This window comes from Sphingomonas paludis (assembly GCF_053502515.1).
Genome location: NZ_CP187558.1, coordinates 2,937,427 through 2,960,052 on the forward strand (window position 1 = coordinate 2,937,427; position 22,626 = coordinate 2,960,052).

General features: G+C 66.2%; 19 protein-coding genes, 1 tRNA gene and 1 riboswitch. Of the genes, 14 read left to right on the plus strand and 6 right to left on the minus strand.

Annotation, left to right across the window (positions count from 1 at the left end; genetic code table 11):
• Position 1: 1 nt before the first annotated feature.
• From ACPVPU_RS14270 to ACPVPU_RS14295, 6 genes are all read left to right on the plus strand, one after another.
• Positions 2 to 295, plus strand: coding sequence for an NAD(P) transhydrogenase subunit alpha (locus ACPVPU_RS14270; protein WP_448658631.1), 294 nt, complete (start codon positions 2 to 4; stop codon positions 293 to 295).
• 112 nt (positions 296 to 407) lie between these two features.
• Complete coding sequence (locus tag ACPVPU_RS14275) at positions 408 to 1,820, plus strand: NAD(P)(+) transhydrogenase (Re/Si-specific) subunit beta (protein ID WP_448658632.1); 1,413 nt, start codon at positions 408 to 410, stop codon at positions 1,818 to 1,820.
• Positions 1,821 to 1,888: 68 nt separating this feature from the next.
• Complete coding sequence (locus tag ACPVPU_RS14280; RefSeq protein ID WP_448658633.1) at positions 1,889 to 2,779, plus strand: hypothetical protein; 891 nt, start codon at positions 1,889 to 1,891, stop codon at positions 2,777 to 2,779.
• Entirely contained in the window at positions 2,776 to 3,675 is a 900-nt protein-coding gene (locus ACPVPU_RS14285) for a hypothetical protein (RefSeq protein ID WP_448658634.1), read from the plus strand. Before ACPVPU_RS14280 ends, ACPVPU_RS14285 begins: the two co-directional genes overlap by 4 nt.
• Before the next feature lie 81 nt (positions 3,676 to 3,756).
• A tRNA-Val gene (locus ACPVPU_RS14290) sits at positions 3,757 to 3,832 on the plus strand.
• A gap of 48 nt (positions 3,833 to 3,880) precedes the next feature.
• On the plus strand, positions 3,881 to 4,621 hold the full coding sequence (locus tag ACPVPU_RS14295) for a GIN domain-containing protein (RefSeq protein WP_448658635.1): 741 nt from the start codon (positions 3,881 to 3,883) through the stop codon (positions 4,619 to 4,621).
• Between the two features lie 65 nt (positions 4,622 to 4,686).
• On the opposite strand, the gene ACPVPU_RS14300 is transcribed toward ACPVPU_RS14295, so the two are convergent.
• Entirely contained in the window at positions 4,687 to 5,319 is a 633-nt protein-coding gene (locus tag ACPVPU_RS14300; protein WP_448658636.1) for a LysE family translocator, read from the minus strand.
• 18 nt (positions 5,320 to 5,337) lie between these two features.
• A riboswitch (ZMP/ZTP riboswitch) is annotated at positions 5,338 to 5,417 on the minus strand.
• Between the two features lie 315 nt (positions 5,418 to 5,732).
• Between ACPVPU_RS14300 and ACPVPU_RS14305 the strand changes: the two genes are divergently transcribed.
• On the plus strand, positions 5,733 to 6,347 hold the full coding sequence (locus tag ACPVPU_RS14305; RefSeq protein ID WP_448658637.1) for a DJ-1/PfpI family protein: 615 nt from the start codon (positions 5,733 to 5,735) through the stop codon (positions 6,345 to 6,347).
• 77 nt (positions 6,348 to 6,424) lie between these two features.
• Here the strand turns inward: ACPVPU_RS14305 and pdeM are convergent, their stop codons facing one another.
• From pdeM to ACPVPU_RS14320, 3 genes are all read right to left on the minus strand, one after another.
• A complete protein-coding gene (gene pdeM / locus ACPVPU_RS14310) occupies positions 6,425 to 7,087 on the minus strand; it encodes a ligase-associated DNA damage response endonuclease PdeM (RefSeq protein WP_448660534.1) in 663 nt (220 codons plus the stop codon).
• Between the two features lie 36 nt (positions 7,088 to 7,123).
• Positions 7,124 to 8,101 (minus strand): retroviral-like aspartic protease family protein, encoded by a 978-nt coding sequence (locus ACPVPU_RS14315; protein WP_448658638.1) that lies wholly within the window; start codon positions 8,099 to 8,101, stop codon positions 7,124 to 7,126.
• Positions 8,102 to 8,442: 341 nt separating this feature from the next.
• The gene (locus ACPVPU_RS14320; protein ID WP_448658639.1) at positions 8,443 to 10,845 is read right to left on the minus strand and encodes a ligase-associated DNA damage response DEXH box helicase; all 2,403 of its coding nucleotides are present in this window, start codon (positions 10,843 to 10,845) and stop codon (positions 8,443 to 8,445) included.
• Between the two features lie 187 nt (positions 10,846 to 11,032).
• On the opposite strand from ACPVPU_RS14320, the gene ACPVPU_RS14325 reads away from it, so the two are divergent.
• The 3 genes from ACPVPU_RS14325 (at position 11,033) to ACPVPU_RS14335 (ending at position 14,519) form a co-directional block, all read left to right on the plus strand.
• Positions 11,033 to 12,031: a ligase-associated DNA damage response exonuclease gene (locus ACPVPU_RS14325; RefSeq protein ID WP_448658640.1), complete on the plus strand. Its 999-nt coding sequence runs from the start codon at positions 11,033 to 11,035 to the stop codon at positions 12,029 to 12,031.
• 194 nt (positions 12,032 to 12,225) lie between these two features.
• Complete coding sequence (locus ACPVPU_RS14330) at positions 12,226 to 14,043, plus strand: DUF885 domain-containing protein (RefSeq protein ID WP_448658641.1); 1,818 nt, start codon at positions 12,226 to 12,228, stop codon at positions 14,041 to 14,043.
• A complete protein-coding gene (locus tag ACPVPU_RS14335; RefSeq protein WP_448658643.1) occupies positions 14,019 to 14,519 on the plus strand; it encodes a hypothetical protein in 501 nt (166 codons plus the stop codon). Before ACPVPU_RS14330 ends, ACPVPU_RS14335 begins: the two co-directional genes overlap by 25 nt.
• Before the next feature lie 109 nt (positions 14,520 to 14,628).
• Here ACPVPU_RS14335 and ACPVPU_RS14340 read toward each other — a convergent pair whose 3' ends face one another.
• Both ACPVPU_RS14340 and ACPVPU_RS14345 read right to left on the minus strand, forming a co-directional pair.
• On the minus strand, positions 14,629 to 16,965 hold the full coding sequence (locus ACPVPU_RS14340) for a bifunctional diguanylate cyclase/phosphodiesterase (protein ID WP_448658644.1): 2,337 nt from the start codon (positions 16,963 to 16,965) through the stop codon (positions 14,629 to 14,631).
• Positions 16,966 to 17,115: 150 nt separating this feature from the next.
• Positions 17,116 to 19,647 (minus strand): TonB-dependent receptor, encoded by a 2,532-nt coding sequence (locus tag ACPVPU_RS14345; RefSeq protein ID WP_448658645.1) that lies wholly within the window; start codon positions 19,645 to 19,647, stop codon positions 17,116 to 17,118.
• 473 nt (positions 19,648 to 20,120) lie between these two features.
• On the opposite strand from ACPVPU_RS14345, the gene ACPVPU_RS14350 reads away from it, so the two are divergent.
• The 4 genes from ACPVPU_RS14350 (at position 20,121) to ACPVPU_RS14365 (ending at position 22,588) form a co-directional block, all read left to right on the plus strand.
• Positions 20,121 to 20,915, plus strand: coding sequence for a sterol desaturase family protein (locus ACPVPU_RS14350; protein WP_448658646.1), 795 nt, complete (start codon positions 20,121 to 20,123; stop codon positions 20,913 to 20,915).
• Positions 20,916 to 20,934: 19 nt separating this feature from the next.
• Entirely contained in the window at positions 20,935 to 21,366 is a 432-nt protein-coding gene (locus ACPVPU_RS14355) for a DUF2141 domain-containing protein (protein ID WP_448658647.1), read from the plus strand.
• Between the two features lie 65 nt (positions 21,367 to 21,431).
• Positions 21,432 to 22,283, plus strand: coding sequence for a MipA/OmpV family protein (locus tag ACPVPU_RS14360; RefSeq protein WP_448658648.1), 852 nt, complete (start codon positions 21,432 to 21,434; stop codon positions 22,281 to 22,283).
• Between the two features lie 56 nt (positions 22,284 to 22,339).
• A complete protein-coding gene (locus tag ACPVPU_RS14365; RefSeq protein WP_448658649.1) occupies positions 22,340 to 22,588 on the plus strand; it encodes a hypothetical protein in 249 nt (82 codons plus the stop codon).
• Positions 22,589 to 22,626: the final 38 nt, after the last annotated feature.

Sequence of the window (22,626 nt, forward strand, 5' to 3'; positions counted from 1 at the left end):
CATGGACTTCATCTCGATCCTGTCGATCTTCGTCATGGCCTGTTTCGTCGGCTATTATGTCGTCTGGTCGGTGACGCCCGCGCTGCACACGCCGCTGATGGCGGTGACCAACGCCATCTCCTCCGTCATCATCGTCGGCGCGCTGATCGCGGCGGCCGCTGCGGGGTCGCCGGTGGCGAAATGGCTGGGGCTGCTCGGCGTGGTGCTGGCCAGCGTCAACATCTTCGGCGGCTTTGCGGTCACCGAACGGATGCTGGCGATGTACAAGAAGAAAGAGCGGCCTGCCGCGAAATAGACCGATATTGCTTCGTCATTGTGAGGAGCGCAGCGACGAAGCAATCCAGCGGGCAGCGTGAGGCTGGATTGCTTCGCTCCGCTCGCAATGACGAATTGGGGGTAAGGGTTCGATGCACGAAGCGGTTGCCGTAAATCCATGGGTCGCCCTCGCCTATCTGGTGGCGGGCGTCTGCTTCATCCTGGCGCTGCGCGGCCTGTCCAGTCCGTCGACCAGCCGCGCGGGCAATCGCTATGGCATGATCGGCATGACCATCGCGGTGGTCACCACGCTGATCACGCACGAGATCGCCGCGCTGCCCGAAATCCTGGTCGCAATCGGCATCGGTGCCGCCATCGGCATCGTCACCGCGCGGCGGATCGCGATGACCGACATGCCGCAGCTGGTCGCGGGGTTCCACTCGCTGGTCGGCCTTGCCGCCGTGCTGGTCGGGGCCGCCGCCTTCCTCAATCCCACCGCCTTCGGGATCGCGGACGCCACGGGCTCGATCTTCACCGCCAGCCGGGTCGAGTTGATCCTGGGCGTCGCCATCGGCGCCATCACCTTTTCGGGCTCGGTCATCGCCTTTGCCAAGCTGAACGGAAACATGAGCGGCAAGCCGATCCTCCTGCCTGCCCGCCACTTCATCAACCTCGCCGTCGCGCTGGCCATCGTCATCTTCACGGTCGGTTTCGTCAGCGGCCAGCACAGCATCGATTTCTGGCTTGTCCTGGCACTCAGTTTCGCCATCGGCTTCCTGCTGATCATTCCAATCGGCGGCGCGGACATGCCGGTCGTCGTCTCCATGCTGAACAGCTATTCCGGCTGGGCCGCCGCGGCGATGGGCTTCACGCTCGGCAACACCGCGATGATCATCACCGGCGCGCTTGTCGGATCGTCCGGCGCGATCCTCAGCTACATCATGTGCAAGGCGATGAACCGCAGCTTCATCAGCGTGATCGCCGGCGGCTTCGGCGCGACCGACAGCGGGCCTGCCGGTGCCGCCGCTGTCGACCGCCCGTGGAAGCGCGGCAGCGCCGACGACGCGGCCTTCCTGATGCAACAGGCCGAACAGGTCATCATCGTGCCCGGTTACGGCATGGCGGTGGCCCAGGCCCAGCATGTGCTGCGTGAAATGGGCGACAAGCTGAAGGAACACGGCGTCCGCGTGAAATACGCAATCCATCCGGTCGCGGGCCGGATGCCGGGGCATATGAACGTGCTGCTGGCCGAAGCGAACGTCCCCTATGACGAGGTGTTCGAACTGGAGGACATCAATTCGGAATTCGCCCAGACCGATGTCGCATTCGTCATCGGCGCGAACGACGTGACCAATCCGGCGGCCAAGACCGACAAGACCAGCCCCATCTACGGGATGCCGGTCCTAGACGTGGAAAAGGCCAAGACCGTCCTGTTCATCAAGCGCAGCATGGGCGGCGTCGGCTATGCGGGCGTCGACAACGAGGTGTTCTACCGCGACAACACCATGATGCTCCTGGCCGATGCCAAGAAAATGGTCGAGGAAATCGTCAAGGCGCTGGACTGACGCCGCAAATCCGCTTGCTCCCCGACGGCCCGCTGCTAGCCTGACCAGGTTTAACGGGGGAACATCGCATGGATATCGGCCGGGCACTGGGTGCCGGTTTTCGCCTGGTTCAGGCTCACCCGCTTGCCGTCGCGGTCTGGACGGCGATCAACGTCGTGCTGGCGGCGCTCTCGCAATTCGGCCTGTCGTCCATGTTCGGGGCGATCATGGCCAATGCGGGCAACCCCAGCCCCGACATCAGCGGTGTGATGCAGGGTATGAGCACGCTCTATCTGGTCCAGTTCGCGGCGATGATCGTTCAGCTGGCGATCTGGGGCGCCGTCTATCGCGCGGTGTTTCGCCCGGATGAAGCGAACGTTGCCTTTCTGCGGATCAGCGGCGATGAAGGACGCCTGTTCCTGCTCGGCCTGATCACCGCCATCGTCGCTATCGTCCTGACGCTCGCCATTTTCCTGCCGGTCGGCTTCATGGCCGGGGCGTCGGCCGCCACCGGGGGAGAGCCGGGGGCGGGCATCGTCCTGACGACCTTTGCGCTGATGCTGCTGGTCTTTGTTGCCTTCATCTTCATCGGCGTCCGCTTCGCCCTTGCCTGGCCGATTGCGGTGGCAGAGGGGCGGGTCGCGCTGGGCGAGGCATGGCGGCTGTCGCGCGGCCGTTTCTGGTCGATGTTCGCAACCGCCCTGGTGCTGATCATCGCGCTTGGCATCGCGGGACAGATTGTCAGTGCACTGCAATTCGGCGGCATGTTCGCCGGGTTCACCCCCGGCGGCGATCCAGAGGCGGTGCAGCGGATGATGGTCGAACGCTTCACCAACGTCACCGCCTTTTCGGTGATCGCCTGGGTGCTGGGCGGCGTCGTGTCGACCGCATGGATCGTGATGATGGGTGCGGGCATCGCCGATACCTATCTGCAGCTGCAACCCGATACGCATGACGATCTGGCCGAAGTCTACGCATGACCGGTGCCCTGCCCTTTCATGCCGTTCCGGTGCGGGCCGGCATCGACCTGATCGGGCAGGACAGCGCGCTGCTGGCCCAGCGTCTGGCCGATGCCGGCATCGCCGCCAACAGCCTGTCCACCTTCGGGCCGCTGGCGATGGCGGTCGCGCCGGTGCGGTTCGTCGATCTGGCCGGCATGACTGCCGACGCCGTCGACCGGCTGTTCGATGATCTTGGTCCGCCCGATGCGCGCTGGATCGTCAGCGCGCCGCTCGACCTGCTCGATCATGCCGCCGCCCGCATTGCGGACCATGGCGGGGTCTTGCTGTGCGATCCGGGCGACGTCGACCGGATCGCCGCCATCCATGTCGCGCTCAACCGAATTGCCCCGGCATCGCTGCGCGAGGGCGGCGAGGATGTGGAGGCGCAGCTTCGCCAGCTGAATGAAGAGGTCGCCCGCATCGCGCGCGTCCTGTCCGAACTGGCCTCCACCGGATCGGGCGCACTGGCCGATCGCCGCCGCGATTACGACGCCCCGCCATCCGATGCGGGCGATACCCCGGTCCCCGCCGTGGCGGCATCCGACCTGCGCGCCGCGATCCGCGCGCGCCGCCTGCGCGACCGGTATTTCCCGGCCGATCTGTTCGGCGATCCGGCCTGGGACATCCTGCTCGATCTGATGCTGGCCGAAATCGAGCATCGTCGCGTCCCCGTATCCAGCCTGTGCATCGCCGCCGCCGTGCCGCCCACAACGGCGCTCCGCTGGATCGGCCAGATGACCGAACAGAAACTGCTGACGCGAGAGGCGGATGCGCTCGACCGGCGGCGCAGCTACATCAAGCTGACGGCCGACGCCGGCATCCGGATGCGCCGCCTGCTCGGCGCGCTGGCGGCCCAGGGCCTGCCGATACCCTGAACCGGCCCGCCGCCGGGCAGGCCGCCAACCACCTTGCCGCCGCCGCCCGCTTCGCCTAAGGGCACCGCCACCGGCACGGCCGGGCGCTTAGCTCAGTTGGTAGAGCATCTCGTTTACACCGAGAGGGTCGGCGGTTCGAGCCCGTCAGCGCCCACCATCCCATCCCCGCTTGCCAACCACGGCCCGCCGGTGCGATGCCATGGCCATGCGCACCGCCCTGTTGCTCGCCCTGTCCCTTCCCCTGCTGCCTGCCGCAGCGTCGCACGCCGTCGCTGCGCCGCAAGCCGGCGGCCCGGTGCTGGAACGCCGTGTCGTCCTGTCCGGGTTCGACCGGCTGCGCGTCGACGGGCCGTGGCGGGTGGAGGTTTCGACCGGCACCAGCCCCGGCGCGGTCGTCACGGGCACGCGTCAGGCGATGGAGACGGTGCAGGTCCGGCAGGAAGGGGGCGTGCTGATCGTCTCTCCCATGCGCGATGCGCGCGGCGGCTGGCCCGACGATGCGCTGTCGGGCGACGGCCCCGTCATCCGGGTCACCGTGCCCACGCTCGACGGCGCGACCGTCATCGGCGCGGGCAGCGTGGCGATCGACCGGATCGGGGGCGCCCGGGTGCAACTGGTCGTCAACGGCCCCGGCACGATGGCGGTCGGCGCGGTGGAGGCGGACCAGCTTCAGGCGACCGTGATCGGCACCGGTCGCATCACCATGGCCGGCACGGCCCGGTCGGCGCGCATCCTGTCCAATGGCGGGGGCAGCATCGGCGGCTTTCCGCTGGTCGCCGATGAAGCGCGGGTCCGTTCGGAAAGCAGCGGCACCATCGAACTCACCGCCCGTTACCGCGCCGATGTCAGCGGCCTCGGGCTGGGCAGCGTCACCATCGGCGGCAATCCCGAATGCCGCGTCACCGGCCCCGCCCCGATCCGCTGCGGCAAGGGCGGGGAACGGTAAGGGTTACAACTCCCGGGCTCGGCCATGGGAAAAGCGGTGCGCTGCCACCGGGGTCGCACTTGCCGTCAGCGTCGCGCTTCGGTTGCCATCTGCACGGCCAGTCCGCCAAGCACGGTGCCCATGACCCAGCGTTGCACCACAGCAAATGTCGGGCGCCGGGTCAGGAACACCGCGATGGATGCCGCAGAGATTGCGATCACGGCATTGACGACGACGCTGATGACGATTTGCGTCGTGCCGAGGATCAGGGCCTGCCCCAGGATGCTGCCGTTCGCCGGATAGATGAATTGCGGCAGCAACGACAGATACATGACCGCGATCTTGGGGTTGAGCAGATTCGTCAGGAACCCCATCGTGAACAGCTTGCCGGGGCTGTCGATCGGCAAGTCCTTAACCTGGAATGGCGATCGGCCGCCAGGCCGCACTGCCTGCCAGGCAAGCCACAGCAGATACATGGCACCGGCATAGCGGATGGCGTCATAGGCATAGGGAACGGCCATCACCAAAGCGGTGATACCAAAAGCTGCGCACAGCATGTAGAACACGAAACCCAGCGCAACCCCGCCTAACGAGATCAATCCGGCCTTCCTGCCCTGACAGATGGACCGCGAAATCAGATAGACCATGTTCGGTCCGGGCGTCAGAACCATGCCAAGGGCGATCGCGGCAAAGGTGAACAGGTTCGTCAGATCGGGCATCGGGCGTCTCCGGTATCAGAGTTCTGCCCAGACGCGCGGCGGTCCCGTCGCGCTTCCCGGTGGTTATCCACCTTGCAGCGTCAGTTGCGCGACCGTACCAATTAACAATCCCTTCGCTGGCATGTAAAGGGAAAAGGCATCGGCACGGGCTTGGCGGGCAGAGCCGCACCGTCGCTCCCCCGTTCCCGGCCATTCGGCCGCGCTTCGGTCATCCGCCCCGATCCGCTGCGGCAGGGGCGACGGGCGGTAGGCTTTACCGACGACAATCTGCTGATCGGCGCCGGTGTCGGAGCGCATCCTTCGACCAACTCAGGATGAGCGAGTGAAGCAGGGACGTCATTGACCCCATTACCGAGGTTCCCATTCAGAACACATGGGGCTAAGGCTCGCTCCGCACTTCAAGGTTGGCCGAAATGCAAATCGCTGTTGTAACTTTCGACGGCTTCAACGAATTGGACTCGTTCATCGCTTCTGGCATCCTTAACCGGATGAAAGGGAAAGGCTGGGGAGCGTACATCACCTCTCCAACTGAGCAGGTGACGTCGATGAACGGAGTTACGGTCACGCGTCAGCGGCCTCTATCCTTTGCGAACGACGCCGATGCCGTGCTGATCGGCAGCGGGATCAAGACACGCGACATTGCTGCCGATCCGGTGCTGCTTGGTCAGCTTGAGCTTGACCCTAAGCGCCAGCTTGTTGCCGCCCAGTGCTCTGGAACATTGCTGCTGGCGAAGCTCGGATTGGTCGGCGATCTTCCTGCTTGCACAGACCTTACGACAAAGCCTTGGGTAGTTGAGGCTGGCGTGCGGGTCATCGACGCGCCGTTTGTTGCACATGACAATGTAGCAACGGCGGGCGGGTGCCTGTCCTCCCAATATCTCGCGGCTTGGATGATTGCGCGTGGAGCGTCATGGCAAGATGCGGCAGATGCAATCCACTACGTCGCTCCGGTTGGTGAGAAAGAAGAGTGGATAGAGCGCGTCCGCGCAGCGGTCGGTAAATTCTTGCCTCTCGCAGCCGCCGCGTGACGTCCGCTTACCACCCAATCCCTGCCACTCGCACGTCCTTCTGATAGCGGCCGCTCGAGGCTCCGCCCGCACCCCCCTCACGCCGCCACGGAAAAGCGGAGCAACCGGTCCTCCAACGCCACCAGCGCCTCGGCATCCCGCCCCACCGCGCGCACCAGTTCGGGGTGCCGCACGTCCAGCCCACCGGTCAGCGCGCCGAATGCGGGCAGCACGATCTTGGTCGGGCTGGTCAGGAAGCATCGCCGCGATACCAGCCGCCCGCGCACCTGCACCCGGAACTTCGGGTGGAAATGCCCGGATAGCTCCGGCGCGGGATCGCCCGGCACCGCCTCGTGCCTGAGCGTCAGCCCCTCGACCACCGCCTCGTCCAGGATCTCGCCGCCCAGCCCGTCGGTCACCGCGCCGTCATGATTGCCCGCGATCCACACCCAGCGCCGCGCGCCGATCAGCCGCTTCAGCCCGGCCCGCACCTCGGTCGGCAACCGCTCCACCCCGGCGCTGTCATGGAAACTGTCGCCCAGGCACCACACCTCCCGCGCTCCCGTGCGCTCCACCGCCCGCGTCAGCGCCGCCAGCGTGGCGGCACTGTCATAGGGGGGCAGCATCTGGCCCCGCGCCGCGAACCAGCTCGCCTTTTCCAGATGCAGGTCGGCAACGATCAGCGCCCGGCGGCGCGGCCAGTAAAGCGCACCCTCGGCCAGCGCGGCCAGCCCGTGCCCTGCGAACGAAAAGGGAACCATGCCCCCGCTATGCCGCGCCATGTCGCGCCCCGCAAGTCACAAGCTCAGCGGCGTCGCCATCCCCGTCGGCATCACCCGGTGGTCGCGTGGCATCTGGAACAGCACCTGCCGGTTGGCGAAATCCACCTCCACCCGGCGGAACTGGCGGATCACGTCCATGCCCAGCAGCAGCGCGGGCTGCTTGTCCAGCGCCAGCCGGGCAAAGGGCGGCACATCGGCAAACGCCATGGGCAGGTTGGAAAACTGCATGCCCCCCAGCCGCAACCGGTCGATGACGCCGTAATCGGCAATCACCTGTCCGCCGGTAACGCTCAGCATGGTCAGCGGCTCGGTCGTGCCGCCGCGCCTCGCGATGATCCGCCGCAGCGCGCTGTTGCCGATGGTCACCGACGATCCGGTATCCACCACCACCCGGACCCGGGTGTTGAAATAAAAGGCATCGGTCAGGATAAGCTGACCGGCATAATTACGCGCGGTGACGATGATCTCGTCGCGCCCCGCCCGCTGCCGCGCCCGCTTGCGCGACGGGATCAGCTGCATCTGATTGGCGTCCAGGTCGATGACCACCCGGTGCCCCTGCAACACGTCGATGCCAAGCAGGCCCGGTCCGCCGACATGATGCGCCTCCAGAGCGGGCGCTGTGATCGCCGCCGAACGGCTCCGCTCGCTCAGGCGCAGCGACGGGATGGTGACGGTCGGCACGCTGCTCGTCCCGCTCATCGCGGTCAGGCTGACCGTCGGCCCTGCGGCCAGGCGCAACTGCTCGGCCAGCTGCCGCGCGATCACGGTACGCTGCGAACCGGTATCGATCATGAATGCGTGCGGACCCGCATCGCCGATGCCGACGGGCACCGTCATCCGCTGCTCGTGATAGCCGATGGCCAGCACCTCGGCCTCGCTCGGCGGGCTGTCCGCCGTTGGCGAAGCCTGTGCCGGCAACGGCGCGGCCTGGGGCAGCCGGTCGTCGCCCCCTGCCCCGATCATCGCCAGCACCGTCAACAGCCAGACGTTCATGCCCCCATGCTACGCCCGTCCACAGCCGCCGACAATCATGCGGTGCAGCAAGGCCTGCAAGGCGACCTCATCGCCCGATCGATCCGGGATCTGCCGACCTATGCGTGCGTTTTTCCCGCCCACATGACCCGGCCGTCACCCCGGCCTCGTGCCGGGGTCCAGCGCACCTCACGCCATACCGCCGCTGCTGCGCCCTGGATGGGAACAGGTCCGGCATGACGGGAAGAACGAACGCCCTCACCCTTCCCACCGCTAAGCGGCGGGCCCCTTCCCTCTCCTGCTTGCGGGAGAGGGAGGGAGCGCCGTCAGGCGCGGAAGGGTGAGGGACTTCCTTTACGCCCTCACCCCATCGCCTCCGCCGCCAGCGCCTCCGCCTCGATCAGCAGTTCGTCGTCCGCCGTCCCCTGCGCCACGCTCTCGCGCCCGATCAGCACGATGACGGGCACCGCCAGCGGACTGATCCGGTCGAGCTCCACATGCAGCATCGTGTCCGCCGCCCGGTCGAGCAGATCGGCCAGCCGCCCCACATCGGTCATCCGCGCCCGCGCGTCCGCCCATGCCGCCTGCAGGAGCAGATGCCCCGGCTCGTATTTGCGCAGCACGTCATAGATCAGGTCGGTCGAAAACGTCACCTGCCGCCCGGTCTTGCGCTTGCCCGGCAATTGCCGCTCGACCAGCCCGCCGATCACCGCCACCTCGCGGAACGCCCGCTTCAGCAGCGACGATCCCTGCACCCAGTCGACAAACTCCTCCTCCAGGATGTCGCGCGAAAACAGCGCCGCCGGATCATTGATCGGCTCCAGCCCATAACAGGCCAGCGCATAGTCGTTCGACACGAAGCCCAGCGGCTTCAGCCCCTGCGCCTCCATCCGCCGGGTAATCAGCATCCCCAGCGACTGGTGCGCGTTCCACCCCTCGAAGCTGTAGGCGATCATGTAATGCCGCCCCTCGCGCGGGAAGGTTTCCACCAGCAATTCGCCCGGCGCGGGCAGTCGCGATCGCCGCTGCTGCATCTCCAGCCATTCGCGCACATCGGCGGGAAAGCGCGTCCACTCCTCCGGCTCGTGCAGGAAATGGCGGACCCGATTGGCCAAGTTGGTAGAGAGCGGCATCCGCGCGCCGACATAGGTCGGGATGCGCGCCGGCCGGCTGGTCGCCCGCACGATCAGCTCGGCGGCGTCCATCCGCTCCACCTCCAGGCTGGTGCCCGCAAAGAAGAACGTGTCACCGACCGACAATTGTGCGGCAAAATACTCTTCCACCGTGCCCAGTTTGCGCCCGTTCTTGAACCGCACGTCCAGCACGGGCGCATCGACGATGATCCCGGCATTCAACCGATGCTGCGCAACAAATTGCGGATGGCTGACGCGCCAGAGGCCGTCCTTCCCCTTGGTCAGTCGCTTGAACCGGTCATAGGCGCGCAAGCTATAACCGCCGTCGGCGATGAACCCCAGCACCCGGTCGAACGTCTCTGCATCCAGCCCCGAATAGGGCAGCGCCGACTGCACTTCCCGCAACATGGTTGCAGCATCGAACGGCGCGGCGCACGCACAGGCCATCAGATGCTGGGCCAGCACGTCCAGCCCGCCGGGGCGAAAGATATCGGGGTCCAGCTCCCCCGCCCGCACCGCGTCCAGCGCCGCGCGCGCCTCCAGATATTCGAACCGGTTGCCCGGCACCAGCACCGCCTCCGACGGTTCGTCCAGCCGGTGATTGGCCCGGCCGATCCGCTGCAGCAGCCGCGATGATCCCTTGGGCGCGCCCATCTGAATGACGCAATCGACATTGCCCCAGTCGACGCCAAGGTCCAGGCTGGCGGTGGCCACCAAGGCGCGCAGTTCCCCCCGCGCCATCGCCTCCTCCACCTTCCTGCGCGCCTCGATCGACAGGCTGCCGTGATGCACCCCGATCGGCAGTTTCAGCTCATTCGCTTTCCACAAATCCTGAAAGATCAGCTCGGCCAGGCCCCGCGTGTTGCAGAACACGATGGTCGTCTCGTGCGTCTCGATCTCCGCCATCACCTGCGGCGCGGCGTATCGTCCCGAATGGCCGGACCAGGGCACCCGCCCTTCGGGCAACAGGATGGCGATGTCCGGCTCCGCCCCTTCAATGCCCGCCACCAGATCGACCGCGTCGATATCGCCGTCTGGGGCCAGCCAGGCGCGGTATCCGTCCGGGTCAGCGACCGTCGCCGACAGCGCCACCCGCCGCGCATCCGGCGCAATCGCCGACAACCGGCTCATCGCCAGCGCCAGCAGATCGCCCCGCTTGCCGGTGGCAAAGGCATGGACCTCATCGACGATGATGGTCTTCAATCCGCTAAGCAGTTCGAAACTGTCGGGATAGCTGATCAGCAAACTCAGCGACTCCGGCGTCGTCAGCAATATCTGCGGCGGCTTCGCCCGCTGCCGCGCCTTGCGGTCGCTCGGCGTGTCACCGGTCCGCGTCTCGACCCGGATCGGCAGCCCCATCTCCTCGACGGGCGCGATCAGGTTGCGCCGCACGTCCACCGCCAGCGCCTTCAATGGACTGATATAAAGGGTATGCAGCCCCTCTGCCGGCGCGCGGATCAGGTCGTCCAGCACCGGCAGGAACCCCGCCATGGTCTTGCCCGCGCCGGTGGGGGCGACCAGCAGCGCATGCCGCCCCGCCCTCGCCGATGCCAGCATCCGCAATTGATGATCCCGCACCGCCCATCCCCGCGCGGCAAACCAGTCGGTCAGGATGGGGGAGAGGTCGCTCACGCGCCCCATGTGGCCCCTCCCCGCCGCTTCGCCAATCCCCGCGCTGAACCGTGCGGGCTGCAGGAAAGAACCCTCACCCTTCCGCGGCTGAAGCCGCTCCCTCACTCTCCCGCTTGCGGGAGAGGGAAGCGGTGGGAAGGGTTAGGGCCTTCTTCCCTCCGCCCCTCCCCCGCCCCATATCCCCGCCATGGCAAGGCTCGGCGACTGGATAGACCCGCGACCGGAGGGGATTTACGTCCCCGCCGCCGATGCGTGGATCGACCCCAGCCAGCCCAAGCCCCGCGCCCTCGTCACCCACGGCCATGCCGATCACGCCCGCGGCGGCCATGGCGCGGTCTGGGCGACGCCCGAAACGCTGGCGATCATGGGCGTCCGCTACGGCGAGCAATCGGGCAACCCCGTCGGCTATGGCGACACGATCCGCCTGGGCGAGGTGGACATCCGCTTCGTCCCGGCCGGCCACGTCCTCGGCTCCGCCCAGATCCTGCTGGAGCATCGCGGCGAGCGCGTCGTGGTCACCGGCGATTATAAGCGCCGCCCCGATCCCACCTGCGCCCCGTTCGAAGTCGTCCCCTGCGACGTGTTCATTACCGAGGCGACGTTCGGCCTGCCCGTCTTCGTCCATCCCGACACCCCGTCGGAGGTTGCCAAGCTGATCGCCGCCGTCCGCGCCGATCCCACGCGCTGCGTGCTGGTCGGGGCCTATGCGCTGGGCAAGGCACAGCGGGTGATCCGCGAACTGCGCGACGCCGGGTTCGACGATCCGCTCTACCTGCACGGCGCGCTGCAACGCCTCTGCGACCTGTACATCGCCCACGGCGTCGATCTCGGCGAACTGCGCCCGGCCAGCGAGGCGACCAAGGCAGACCTTGCCGGCCGCATCGTGCTCGCCCCGCCCTCCGCGCTCAACGACCGCTGGTCGCGCCGCCTGCCCGATCCGGTCACCGCCATGGCATCCGGCTGGATGCGCGTCCGCCAGCGCGCCCGCCAGCGCAACGTCGAACTCCCGATCATCCTGTCCGACCATGCCGACTGGGACGAACTGACCACCACCATCCGCGAAGTCGCCCCCCGCGAGGTCTGGGTCACGCACGGCCGCGAGGATGCGCTCGTCCACTGGTGCCAGACCCACCAGATCAAGGCCCGAGCCCTCGATCTCGTCGGCTTCGAGGACGAGGACGACTGACCGGATCGTTTGCCCGACAAGGCATCCCCCTCCTCCCCCCTTGCGGGGGAGGATAGCGAAGCTTGCCGCCCCAGCGGCTAGCGCAGCTTGGAGAGGGGGAAGTGACGTAGCGGACGCATACACCCCCTTGCCCCGCGCCTCGCAATCGGCCAGCTTCGCGCCCATCCACGAACTCCGAAGCCAAAGGGCCGTCCATGTCGCGCAAGCTGTTGCCATTGCTTATGATTTCCGCCGCCCCGCTCATGCTCGCCACCGCGCCCGGCGAACCTGTCGTGCAAGCCTCCGCCCAGGCGGAGGACGCGCGCCTCACCGCCTTCCTGGACGAAGCCTTCAACAAGGGCGTGGCGCTCAGCCCCGAAACCCAGACCGCGCTGGGCCTCAAGACCAACACTGACAAGCTCGACGACTATACCCCCGCCGCCGGCGAAAAGCGGATGAAGCTGGCCGAGGAAACGCTGGCCGCCATGCGCGCCCGGTTCGATCCGGCAAAACTCTCGCCCCAGGGCCGCCTCAGCTATCGCCTCTATGAAAAGTCGGTCGAAAATCAGCGGCGTCAGTATCAATTCCGCGACTATGGCTTCCCGGTCAGCACCAATGGCTCACCCGCCGGGCAGATCCCGGTATTCCTGATCAACAACCACCGCATCGAAACCGCCGACGACGCCCGCGCCTATGTCGCCCGCATCGCGGAGACCGAACGCGTGATGCGCGAGGTCGCCGCCGAAATGCGCGATCAGGCGGCAAAGGGCATCGTGCCGCCGCAGATGGTGTTCGCCCCCGCCCGGGCCGATGCGCAGAAAGTGCTACAGGGCGCGCCCTTCGCCAGCGGAGAGGACAGCACTGTGCTGGCCGATTTCCGCAAGAAGGTGACCGCGCTCTCGATCCCGCAAGCCGAAAAGGACAAGCTGATCGCCGATGCCTCGACCGCGCTGACCGGCCCGTTCAAACGCGGTTTCGACACCTTGTTCGCGGTGCTGGACGAGATCGAGCCCAAGGCAACCGGCAATAACGGCGCATGGAGCCTGCCCAACGGCGCGGCCTATTATGACGCGCGCCTCTCCGCCTACACCACCACCGACCTGAGCGCCGACCAGATCCACCGGATCGGCCTCGATCAGGTCGCCTCGATCCGCAAGGAAATGGAGGCGATCAAGGATCGGGTGGGGTTCAAAGGCGACCTGAAGGCCTTTTTCGACCATGTCCGCACCGATCCGCAGTTCCGCTATTCCAACGACCAGGCCGGGCGCGACCAGTATCTCGCCGATGCCCGCGCCGTCATCGCCCGCATGATGGCCAAGGCGCCCGAGTTCTTCCGCACCCTGCCCAAGGCGGCGCTTGAGGTGCGCGCGGTGGAAAAATGGCGCGAAGGGACGGCGTCGACCGCCTTCTACAACCGCCCCGCCCCGGACGGCTCTCGCCCCGGCATCTATTACGTCAATCTGGTCGACATGACCCAGACGCAGAAGATCCAGATGGAGGGCATTTCGGTCCATGAAGGCGCGCCGGGCCATCATTTCCAGATCGCCCGGCAGCAGGAATTACAGGGCCTGCCCCGCTTCCGCCTGTTCGGCGGCTATTCGGCCTATTCGGAGGGCTGGGGCCTCTATACCGAGCGGCTCGGCAAGGAAATGGGCGGTTACGCCGATCCCTATTCCGAATTCGGGATGCTCTCGCTCCAGATGTGGCGCGCGATCCGCCTGGTCACCGATACGGGGTTGCATTCCAAACGCTGGACCCGCGATCAGGCGATCCAGTATTTCCTCGACAACAGCTCGATCTCAAAGGGCGATGTCGAGCGCGAGGTGAACCGCTACATCAACAATCCGGGCCAGGCGACCAGCTACATGATCGGCCAATTGAAGATCGCCGAGCTGCGGAAAAAGGCGGAAGGCGAACTCGGCCCCAAATTCGACATCCGCGACTTCCATGAGGTCATCTTGTCCGGCGGCGCCGTGCCGCTGGATGTGCTGGAAGAACAGGTGAACGCATGGATCGCATCGGCAAAGGCGTAACGATAGCTGGGGCGATTGCAGCGGCGCTGGCGCTGGCATCGGCCAGCCCTGCCGCCGCGCAGGGTCAGCAGGCGGCGGCGCTCGACCGCTGCCTGTCGGCAAAGACGACGCGCGCGGATCGCACCGCGATGGTCCGCTGGACCTTCGCAGTCGCCGCGCTCAGCCCCGATCTCGCCGATCTGGCGCAGGTGACGCCCGCCAAGCGCGAAGCCGCGACCCAGGCGGCGGCGGTTGTGTTCAACCGGCTCGCCTTCACCGATTGCAAGACGGAAATGACCGCTGCGGCGCGCACCGGCGGCCAGGCCGCGCTGCAACAGGGCTTTTCCCGCATCGCCCAGCTCGCGCTTCAGGAACGCCTGTCCGACCCGCAGGTCGCCGGCGGCCTCATGGCCCTCGTCGCCCGCCTCGACCTCGGCGCGCTCGCCGCGATGATGCTGGAGGCTGGCCAGAACCCGTTCGGCGGCATGGGGAATTAGGGGGCGCAAAGGGGGATAAAGGGGCCTGTCGGCTTTCGACACCATTGCAGTCAAAGCGGACTGGCTCAAAACACTCCCCGGTGGTGCCGGTTTACCGCTCCCCGCCCCTTCAACTCGCCACGCGCAGCTGGGGCATCCGTGCGCCGGGCATGCTCATCGGCTCACCATAGAGGAAGCCCTGCGCCTGCGGGCAGCCTTCCTCCATCACCATGCGCCGCTGCGCCTCGGTCTCTACCCCTTCGGCCACGACGGGCAGATTGAGGCTGCGGCCCAGCCCGACGATCGCCCGCACGATCGACCGCGCGGCATCGTCGTCGGTCACGCTCGACACGAAACTCCGGTCGATCTTGATCTTGTCGATGGGAAAGCTCTGCAGGTTGCTCAGTGACGAATAACCGGTGCCGAAATCGTCCATGGCGATCCGTACGCCCATCGCCTTGATCGCGTGCAGCGTGGCCAGCGTCGTCGCCCGGTTGCGCAGCAGCGCGCTTTCCGTGACCTCCAGTTCCAGCCGCTTCGGGTCCAGCCCCGATTGGAACACCGCGTCGCGCACCACGCTGGCCAGGTTGGCAAGCTGGAACTGCACCGGCGATACATTGACTGCGATGGTCAGGTCCTGTTCCCAGGTTGCGGCCTGCCGGCACGCCTCGCGCAGCACCCATTCGCCGATCGGCACGATCGCGCCGATCTCCTCGGCCACGGGGATGAAGGTTTCCGGCGGCACGAACCCACGTTCGGGGTGGTTCCACCGGATCAGCGCCTCATACCCCATCACCAGCCCGCCCGTGGTCGAAACCAGCGGCTGAAAGGCCAGGCTGAACTGATCGTGGACCAGCGCCTGGCGCAAATCATGTTCCAGCTGACGGCGCGCGCGCACGATCTTGTCCATCTCGCCGCTGAAGAAACATACGCGCCCGCGCCCGCCCTCCTTGGCGTGATACAGCGCGACATCGGCATTGTGGCGCAGCGTCTCTGCCTGCACCCCGTCGCCGGGATACATGGCGACGCCGATGCTGACGCCCACCGCCATCGGATCGCGGCTGATGTCCATGTCGGTCGCAAAGCGCTTCAGCACACGCCGCGCCAGCATGTGCGCATTCGCTGCCTGCTCGGTATTCGACTGCACGATGACGAATTCGTCGCCGCCGATCCGCGCGACCAGATCACCGTCGCGCGCGCAATCGCGCAGGATCGCCGCCACCCGGCGCAGCACATCGTCCCCGGCGGCATGGCCGAAGATATCGTTCACTGCCTTGAACCGGTCCAGGTCGATGGCCAGCAGCGCAAAGCCGCCGACCGGATTGGCGATGCGGTCGTCCAGCACCCGTTCCAGATGCGCCCGGTTGGGCAGGCCGGTCAGCGAATCATGCGATGCCATATGCTCGATCTGCCGCTGCGCCCGCTTGCGCTCGGTCAGGTCGCGCACGGCGAACACGGTGCAGGGCCGCCCGCGATATTCGATGCCATGCACCCCGATTTCCAGCACCTCGTCCGGGTGCCGCGCGCCCAGCGCCCGCCCCTCGAACGGCATGTGCCGCTCCAGTCCGATGGGATGGCCGTCGGCAGCCTCCAGCCACTGGTCGGGCGCGGTGCCGATCATCGTGCGGGGCGGCACGCCCATCATCTCCGCCAGCCGCCGGTTCACCTCGACGATCCGCCCGCGCGACACGATGGCCAGCCCCTCCAGGCTCGCCTCGGTCAGGCCGTGCATGTCGGTCAGCAACCGGTCCAGAAACGCACCCGCCAGCACCAGCAGGATCAGGCCCAGTGTCGCCGCGACGATGGCGACGACCAGCCATTCGGTATGCACCGGCACGATCAGGTCCGCTCGGGTCGGGTCGTATCGCAGGATCGTCGCGGACATGGCGGTGAAATGCAGCGCGACCACGGCCAGGACGGCGCCGGCGGCGGGCACCAGGATCCGCCACCAGCGCCGCAGCCGGGCAAAGGCGATGAAGGAAAGCGAAAATGCCGCCGTACCCAGCAGCGCGGCCACCGCGATCGGTGCTGGATCATAGGTGATGCGCACCGGCGCGATGATCGCCGCCATGCCGGTGAAGTGCATTGCCGCGACGCCCAGCGTTGCGACCAGCCCGGCGGCAACGGCCCGGCCCGTACCCGGCTGGCGACCGAGCAGGCCGAGCGCGCCCCAGAAGAACATGATGGCGATCCCCACCGACAGCGCGGTGATCCCGACATCATATCCGATGGGCACCGCACCGCGATAGGCGAGCATCGCAACGAAATGCGTCGCCCAGATGCCGACCCCGGCGGCCAGCGCCGCCACCGCGATCCATTGCCGCCGTCGTGCCTCGATGCATTCGGCCGACCGACGCAGCAACAGGAACAAGGTGACACTGCCGATCAGCCAGATCATGGCGGCCAGCGTCACCAGCCGCTGGTCATGTTGATCGACAATGCACTCCAGCACGTTGAACATGGCCATCTCTCATCAATGAGCGGCCACGATGCAATCCCACAGTTAACAAGCCATCATCGGCAACATTACGTGAATTGCGCAATTAACTTTGTTTCCGATGATGCGGAACAACATGCAGTCAGCGCGCCTCGTTACTTGGCAGTAACAACAGGGTTATCAGAAATTGAACGTCACCGTGCCGCCAAAGGTGCGCGGATCGCCGATCTGCCCGGCGATCAGGCCGGTATTGCCGCCGGTCCCGGCCAGCAGGAAATCGACATAATCCTTTTCGAACGCATTGCGGACCCATCCGAACACTCCGAACCGCTCGCCGCGATAGCCCAGACGGAAATTGTGCAGGCTGTATCCATCGACATTGGTATAGATCGACGGCGACGGGTTGGACGAAAAACTGGAACGGCCGCTGCCGTCATAGCCCAGATAGAATTGCCCCTCATCGCCGAACAGGCTGCCGGGCAGGTTGTATTCCGCGCCCCAGCTCGCCGCCCATTTCGACACGCCAGGCAGCACCGCGCCGGAAATGTCGACAAAGGGCGGGCTGACCGCCCCTGCCACGCCCGGCGCACCGACCGCGCCGGTAAAGGTGCAGCGGCCCGTCACCACGATCCCCGTCGACGATCCGCCCGCCAGTTCCGGCGGCGGCGGCGCGTCGCAGAATTCGCGGAAGGTCGCATCGGTATAGGCCAGGCTGACATAGGCGTTCAGTCGCTCGCTCGGCCGCACCGACAGGTCCGCCTCGACGCCCCGCGACCGCACCCGGTCGGCATTGGCGAGATAGCCGCGCACCGTGCCCAGCTGCCCGTTCGACACGCTGGCCTGGAAATCCTTGATCTCGGTCCAGAAGCCGGTGAGGTTGAACGTCACCCGGCGATCCCAGAACTGCGTCTTCACGCCCGCTTCGAAATGGTCGACCTTTTCGGGCTTGATGGTGAAGACGGACGCGATCGGCACACCATTGGCATCGGCCGGCACGCCGTTCAGGTTGATGCCGCCCGTCTTGAACGACTTGGCATAGGTCGCATACAGGTTCACGTCGTCCGTCACCGCATAGCGCAGGTTCAGGTCGTAGGAGAGGTTCCACGCGCTGAATTCGGGCTCGAAGAACTGCGATGCCTGCACGCCGCGCGCCGCCGCGATCCACGGATCGGTGTAATAGGGCGAACCCGGCACCGGCGACACCACCTGCCGCGTCCCGTCGGACGCATTCCCGGTCACGACCGAATCGTAAAGCCCCTGCTTCTTGTCGTAATTGACGCGGATGCCGGGCGAGACGGTCAGGCGGTCGGTCAGGTTCCAGTTGAGCTTGCCGAACAGCGCCAGGCTGGTGTTGTCCAGCCGGATGTCGTTCACCGCGCTCAGATTGTTCAGCACCTGCGGGTTGTCGGACAGCGCGCTCGTCGGATTGAGCAGCCATTTGCTCGCCGCCGGGCCGGTTTCCTGGACGCCGCTGGTCCGGATATTCTGGTGGAACCCGAACAGGCCGACGACGAAGTCATAGCCGGTGCCGACATGGTTGAACCGGAATTCCTGCGTATATTGGTGCTGGATCGTCGGGTTGTTGACCTTGGTATAGACCGGCAGGCCGACATAGTCGCGGTCGTTCGCCGGCCCCCAGTCCCAATACCGCCAGGCAGTGATCGACGTCACCGTATTGTTGTCGTCCAGGTCCCAGATCGCGCGGGCGGAAAGGCCGCCATGCTCGTTGCGCGCGGTCAGTTCCGCATCGACATCGGTCGTCCGGTCATAGGGATTGACGTTGGGAATGGGGTAATCGGCGCGGGGATAGCCGGGGAAAAAGCTCAGCAGCGCGGGCAGTTGCCGGTTCGCCGCCCGCTGGGTCGCGCCATAGCGGAAAAACGGCAGCGCGCAGCAGATCGGGTCCTGCAAATTCCAGTCGCCGCTGACCGTCACTCGCAGATCATCGGCGGGCTTCCACAACAGCGACCCGCGCACCGCGATGCTGTCGATCGACTGGATGGCGATGTTGGTCGCCAGGTTCCGGATCGTCCCCTGTCGGCTGGTGGTGGCAATGCTCACCCGCGCGGCCAGCGTGTCGGCCAGCGGGCCGGAGACGGAGAGCTTGCCCTGCTTGAAATTGTAATTGCCGAACGACACCTCGCCCCGTCCTTCCAGGGTAAAGCTGGGCGCGGCGGTGGTGATGTTGATCGCGCCCGACGTGGTGTTCTTGCCGTATAGCGTGCCCTGCGGCCCGCGCAGCGTCTCGACCTGCTCGATATCGACGAAATCCAGCGTCGCCGACGCGATGCGGTTGTAATAGACATCGTCGATGTAAATGCCGACGCCCTGTTCGAACCCGTCATTGGTCAGCCCGAACGGCGCGCCGATGCCGCGAATGTTGATGAAGGTATTGCGCGGGTTCTGGCTGTAGAATTGCAGCGTCGGCTGCAACTGGGTCAGCCGCTGGATATTGAACGCGCCGGTCTGGGTCAGCGTCTCGTCCGACAGCACGGATACCGCGATCGGCACGTCCTGCACATTTTCAGACCGCCGCCGCGCGGTCACCACGATTTCCCCCGCCTGGTCGTCCGCTCCCTCGGCCATGTCCGCCACCGGGGATTCCGCCGCGGCGTCGGACCGCTGGACGGGCGCGGGTGCCGGAGCTGGGTCCGCCAACGGCGGCGCGACCAGCGCAGTGGACGTGAGCAACAAACCGGCGAACGAAACCATCCCTGAATCTCCTACTATTTAGATAGGATAATGCCGCCGGCCGTATATCCTATCAAGATAGTAGGTCTTTAATCGGCTGTCGGTGCCGCTTTAGCCGTCGGCAGGCGATAGTGGGTGCGCGTCGGCATCCGCGACGCTGCGGTCAGGCCCGAAGCAACACCCTCACCCTTCCCACCGCCTACGGCGACGGGCCCCTTCCCTCTCCCGCAAGCGGGAGAGGGAGGGAGGCGCGAAGGGTTCCCATGAAAGTAATACTTTCATGGGGTCCGGGAGCGCCGGAAGGGTGAGGGCCTTTCTTCCCGCTCGACCTACCTGTGATGCCAGACCTCTTCCGGCATCCAAGGCTCAGCAGTGGACAGATCCCGCTATGGCTGGGGGCCCAGACATTGGCCGCTGTTTTCTGCGGGCTGTTGCCGCCGGTCGGTATCGATCCCCATGGCGTCCCCCGCCCCACCCCGCTATGCTGCCATGCAATGTCGGTCGCTCTTGCCATCCTGTTGTCCGCCATCGCCATGACGGTGATCGTCGGCGTCCGCTATCTCGCGGCATCGGGTGGGTTTGCGCTCGCCACCCGCATCCGCTTTCCGGGCCTGTATGACGGGCTGGACAAACAGATCGTGCGGGAAATCAAATGGTCGCTCGCTTCTGCCGCCATCTACGGCGTTCCCGCCGGCATCGTCGCCTGGGGCTGGCAGAATCGCGGCTGGACCCGGATTTACACGGACGTCGCGGATTACCCGCTCTGGTATCTGCCGGTCAGCGTGTTGCTGTATCTGTTCGCGCACGATACCTGGTTCTACTGGACGCACCGCTGGATGCACCGGCCCAAATGGTTCCGCATCGCCCATGCGGTGCATCATCAAAGCCGCCCGCCGACCGCCTGGGCGGCCATGGCCTTTCATCCGGTCGAGGCGCTGACGGGGGCCGTCGTGATTCCGGCACTCGTCTTCGCAATTCCCATCCATGTCGGTGCGCTGGCGGTTGTGCTGAGCGTGATGACGATTATGGGCGTCACCAACCATATGGGCTGGGAGGTTTTCCCCCGGTTCATCTGGGATGGGCCATTGGGGAAGTGGCTGATCACTGCGTCACATCACCAACGGCATCATGAACGATATGGTTGCAATTACGGATTATACTTCCGCTTCTGGGACCGGCTCTGTCGCACGGATCAGGGCCTGGGCCAGTTCGGCAAACGGACGCCGCATCGGGGGATGGCGGCGCGCATGGATAAAAATGGGGGCGCAATTGGCACGGGAATGGGGTGAAGCGGGACGGGGACACCGGATGGCGCGGCGATTTGGCGCGGCGCTGATTCTGATCGCGCTGCTGCCCGGCGCATCGCCGGTGGGCGGGCTGGACGTCGATGTTTCGAAACTGCGCTCGGAAAAGGGGATATTGCGGCTCTGCCTGACCGCCGATCCCGATAATTTTCCCGGCTGCCTGGATGACAAGAACGCCGTTACCCGGTCGGTTCCGGCCAGCGAACGCTCGGTCCGCTTCGACGGCCTGTCCGGCGGGCGCTATGCCCTGTCGGTGATCCACGACGAAAACGGCAATGCCAAGCTGGATACCTTTGCCGGCATCCCGCGAGAGGGATTCGGCTTTTCCCGCAATCCGGCGATCCGCTTCGGCCCGCCGCGTTTTTCCTCCGCTGAGTTCGCGCTTCAGGCCGGTGGCCGCGTCGAACAGGATGTCCGCATCCGCTATATGTTCTGACCGGCTGGAACCTGCGGCATGGGCGGGGCGTTACGCGGCTGAAACCGTTGGAGTATCCCCGTCCCATGAACGTCGCCCTGCCCGGTGCGCTTGTCGCGCTGATCCTGTGTGCCACCCCTGCTCTGGCGCAGGAAGGGGCCGGCGCGCCCGACCTCGATCCCAATCGGGATACGCTGTCGATCGGCACCGGCGTGATCACCGTGCCCAGCTATGAAGGGTCGGACGAAAACATCGTCATTCCCGAATTCGTGCTGCGGGGTCAGGTGTCGCGATTCTCCTTCTTCTCGCGCGGGCCGATGCTGTTCGTCGATGTCGTACGGGATCAGGGCAATCCGAACGGCATCGATATCGGCGCCGGGCCGACCATCGGCCTGCGGCTCGATCGCACCACGCTGATCAAGGATCCTCAGGTTGAGGCGCTGGGCAAGCTCGACACTGCCGTCGAACTCGGCGGCTGGGTCGGCGTGACCAAGACGGGCGTCATCACCAGCGATTACGACATCCTGTCCGCCCGCATCAGCGTCGCCAGCGACGTGGCCGGCGCGCATGGCAGCTATATCGTCACCCCCACCGTCGAATATGGCACGCCGCTGTCGACCCAGACGTTCGTCGGTGTCTCCGTCCTCGCGGATTATGTGGGCAAGGGCTATGGCGACTATTATTTCGACGTGAGCACAGCGGGCGCGGCCGCCAGCGGCCTGTCGCCCTACAGCGCGGCCGGTTCCGGCTGGAAACGCTGGGGCGTCAACGCCCTCGCCGTCCAGTCGCTGACCGGCGACCTGACCGGCGGCCTCAGCCTGGTCGGCGTCGTCGGCCGTTATCAGATGCTCGGCGACTACAAGCGCTCGCCGATCGTGGCAGAGGCGGGCAAGGCAGACCAGTGGATCGCCGGCCTGGGCCTCACCTACACCTTCTGAACCATCCGGTTACACCGGACGGGCGGTATTTCGTCGTGCGCGGGCGTCTATGGCGGATGAGCGATCCCGCTCTGCCGCCCGACCGGCGCGAGGCGCTGGTCAGCGAGTTGATGGCCGCTCGCCGCGCCGTCCGCGACCATGCGCCGGATGCCCGCGCCCGCGTCGACGCCGCCAAGCGCGCGCTCGGCGAACGCGGCCCGCCCTGGTGGGATGACGGCGCACCCGACTGGAACCGCCACCTGGCGAAGAACACGCCCTATGCCGAATGGTACGCCGCGCTGGGCACAACCGCCAGGAACGACTAGCCGCCGACCCTTCCCGGCAGCGCATCGATCCGCGCTGG

What these genes read in the sequence shown, in the direction of transcription:
- ACPVPU_RS14270 (WP_448658631.1), top strand. Translation starts at nt 2, where the DNA reads ATGGACTTCATCTCGATCCTGTCGATCTTCGTCATGGCCTGTTTCGTC.
- ACPVPU_RS14275 (WP_448658632.1), top strand. Translation starts at nt 408, where the DNA reads ATGCACGAAGCGGTTGCCGTAAATCCATGGGTCGCCCTCGCCTATCTG.
- ACPVPU_RS14280 (WP_448658633.1), top strand. Translation starts at nt 1,889, where the DNA reads ATGGATATCGGCCGGGCACTGGGTGCCGGTTTTCGCCTGGTTCAGGCT.
- ACPVPU_RS14285 (WP_448658634.1), top strand. Translation starts at nt 2,776, where the DNA reads ATGACCGGTGCCCTGCCCTTTCATGCCGTTCCGGTGCGGGCCGGCATC.
- ACPVPU_RS14295 (WP_448658635.1), top strand. Translation starts at nt 3,881, where the DNA reads ATGCGCACCGCCCTGTTGCTCGCCCTGTCCCTTCCCCTGCTGCCTGCC.
- ACPVPU_RS14300 (WP_448658636.1), bottom strand. Translation starts at nt 5,319, where the DNA reads ATGCCCGATCTGACGAACCTGTTCACCTTTGCCGCGATCGCCCTTGGC.
- ACPVPU_RS14305 (WP_448658637.1), top strand. Translation starts at nt 5,733, where the DNA reads ATGCAAATCGCTGTTGTAACTTTCGACGGCTTCAACGAATTGGACTCG.
- pdeM (WP_448660534.1), bottom strand. Translation starts at nt 7,087, where the DNA reads ATGGTTCCCTTTTCGTTCGCAGGGCACGGGCTGGCCGCGCTGGCCGAG.
- ACPVPU_RS14315 (WP_448658638.1), bottom strand. Translation starts at nt 8,101, where the DNA reads ATGAACGTCTGGCTGTTGACGGTGCTGGCGATGATCGGGGCAGGGGGC.
- ACPVPU_RS14325 (WP_448658640.1), top strand. Translation starts at nt 11,033, where the DNA reads ATGGCAAGGCTCGGCGACTGGATAGACCCGCGACCGGAGGGGATTTAC.
- ACPVPU_RS14330 (WP_448658641.1), top strand. Translation starts at nt 12,226, where the DNA reads ATGTCGCGCAAGCTGTTGCCATTGCTTATGATTTCCGCCGCCCCGCTC.
- ACPVPU_RS14335 (WP_448658643.1), top strand. Translation starts at nt 14,019, where the DNA reads ATGGATCGCATCGGCAAAGGCGTAACGATAGCTGGGGCGATTGCAGCG.
- ACPVPU_RS14340 (WP_448658644.1), bottom strand. Translation starts at nt 16,965, where the DNA reads ATGGCCATGTTCAACGTGCTGGAGTGCATTGTCGATCAACATGACCAG.
- ACPVPU_RS14345 (WP_448658645.1), bottom strand. Translation starts at nt 19,647, where the DNA reads ATGGTTTCGTTCGCCGGTTTGTTGCTCACGTCCACTGCGCTGGTCGCG.
- ACPVPU_RS14350 (WP_448658646.1), top strand. Translation starts at nt 20,121, where the DNA reads ATGTCGGTCGCTCTTGCCATCCTGTTGTCCGCCATCGCCATGACGGTG.
- ACPVPU_RS14355 (WP_448658647.1), top strand. Translation starts at nt 20,935, where the DNA reads ATGGCGCGGCGATTTGGCGCGGCGCTGATTCTGATCGCGCTGCTGCCC.
- ACPVPU_RS14360 (WP_448658648.1), top strand. Translation starts at nt 21,432, where the DNA reads ATGAACGTCGCCCTGCCCGGTGCGCTTGTCGCGCTGATCCTGTGTGCC.
- ACPVPU_RS14365 (WP_448658649.1), top strand. Translation starts at nt 22,340, where the DNA reads ATGAGCGATCCCGCTCTGCCGCCCGACCGGCGCGAGGCGCTGGTCAGC.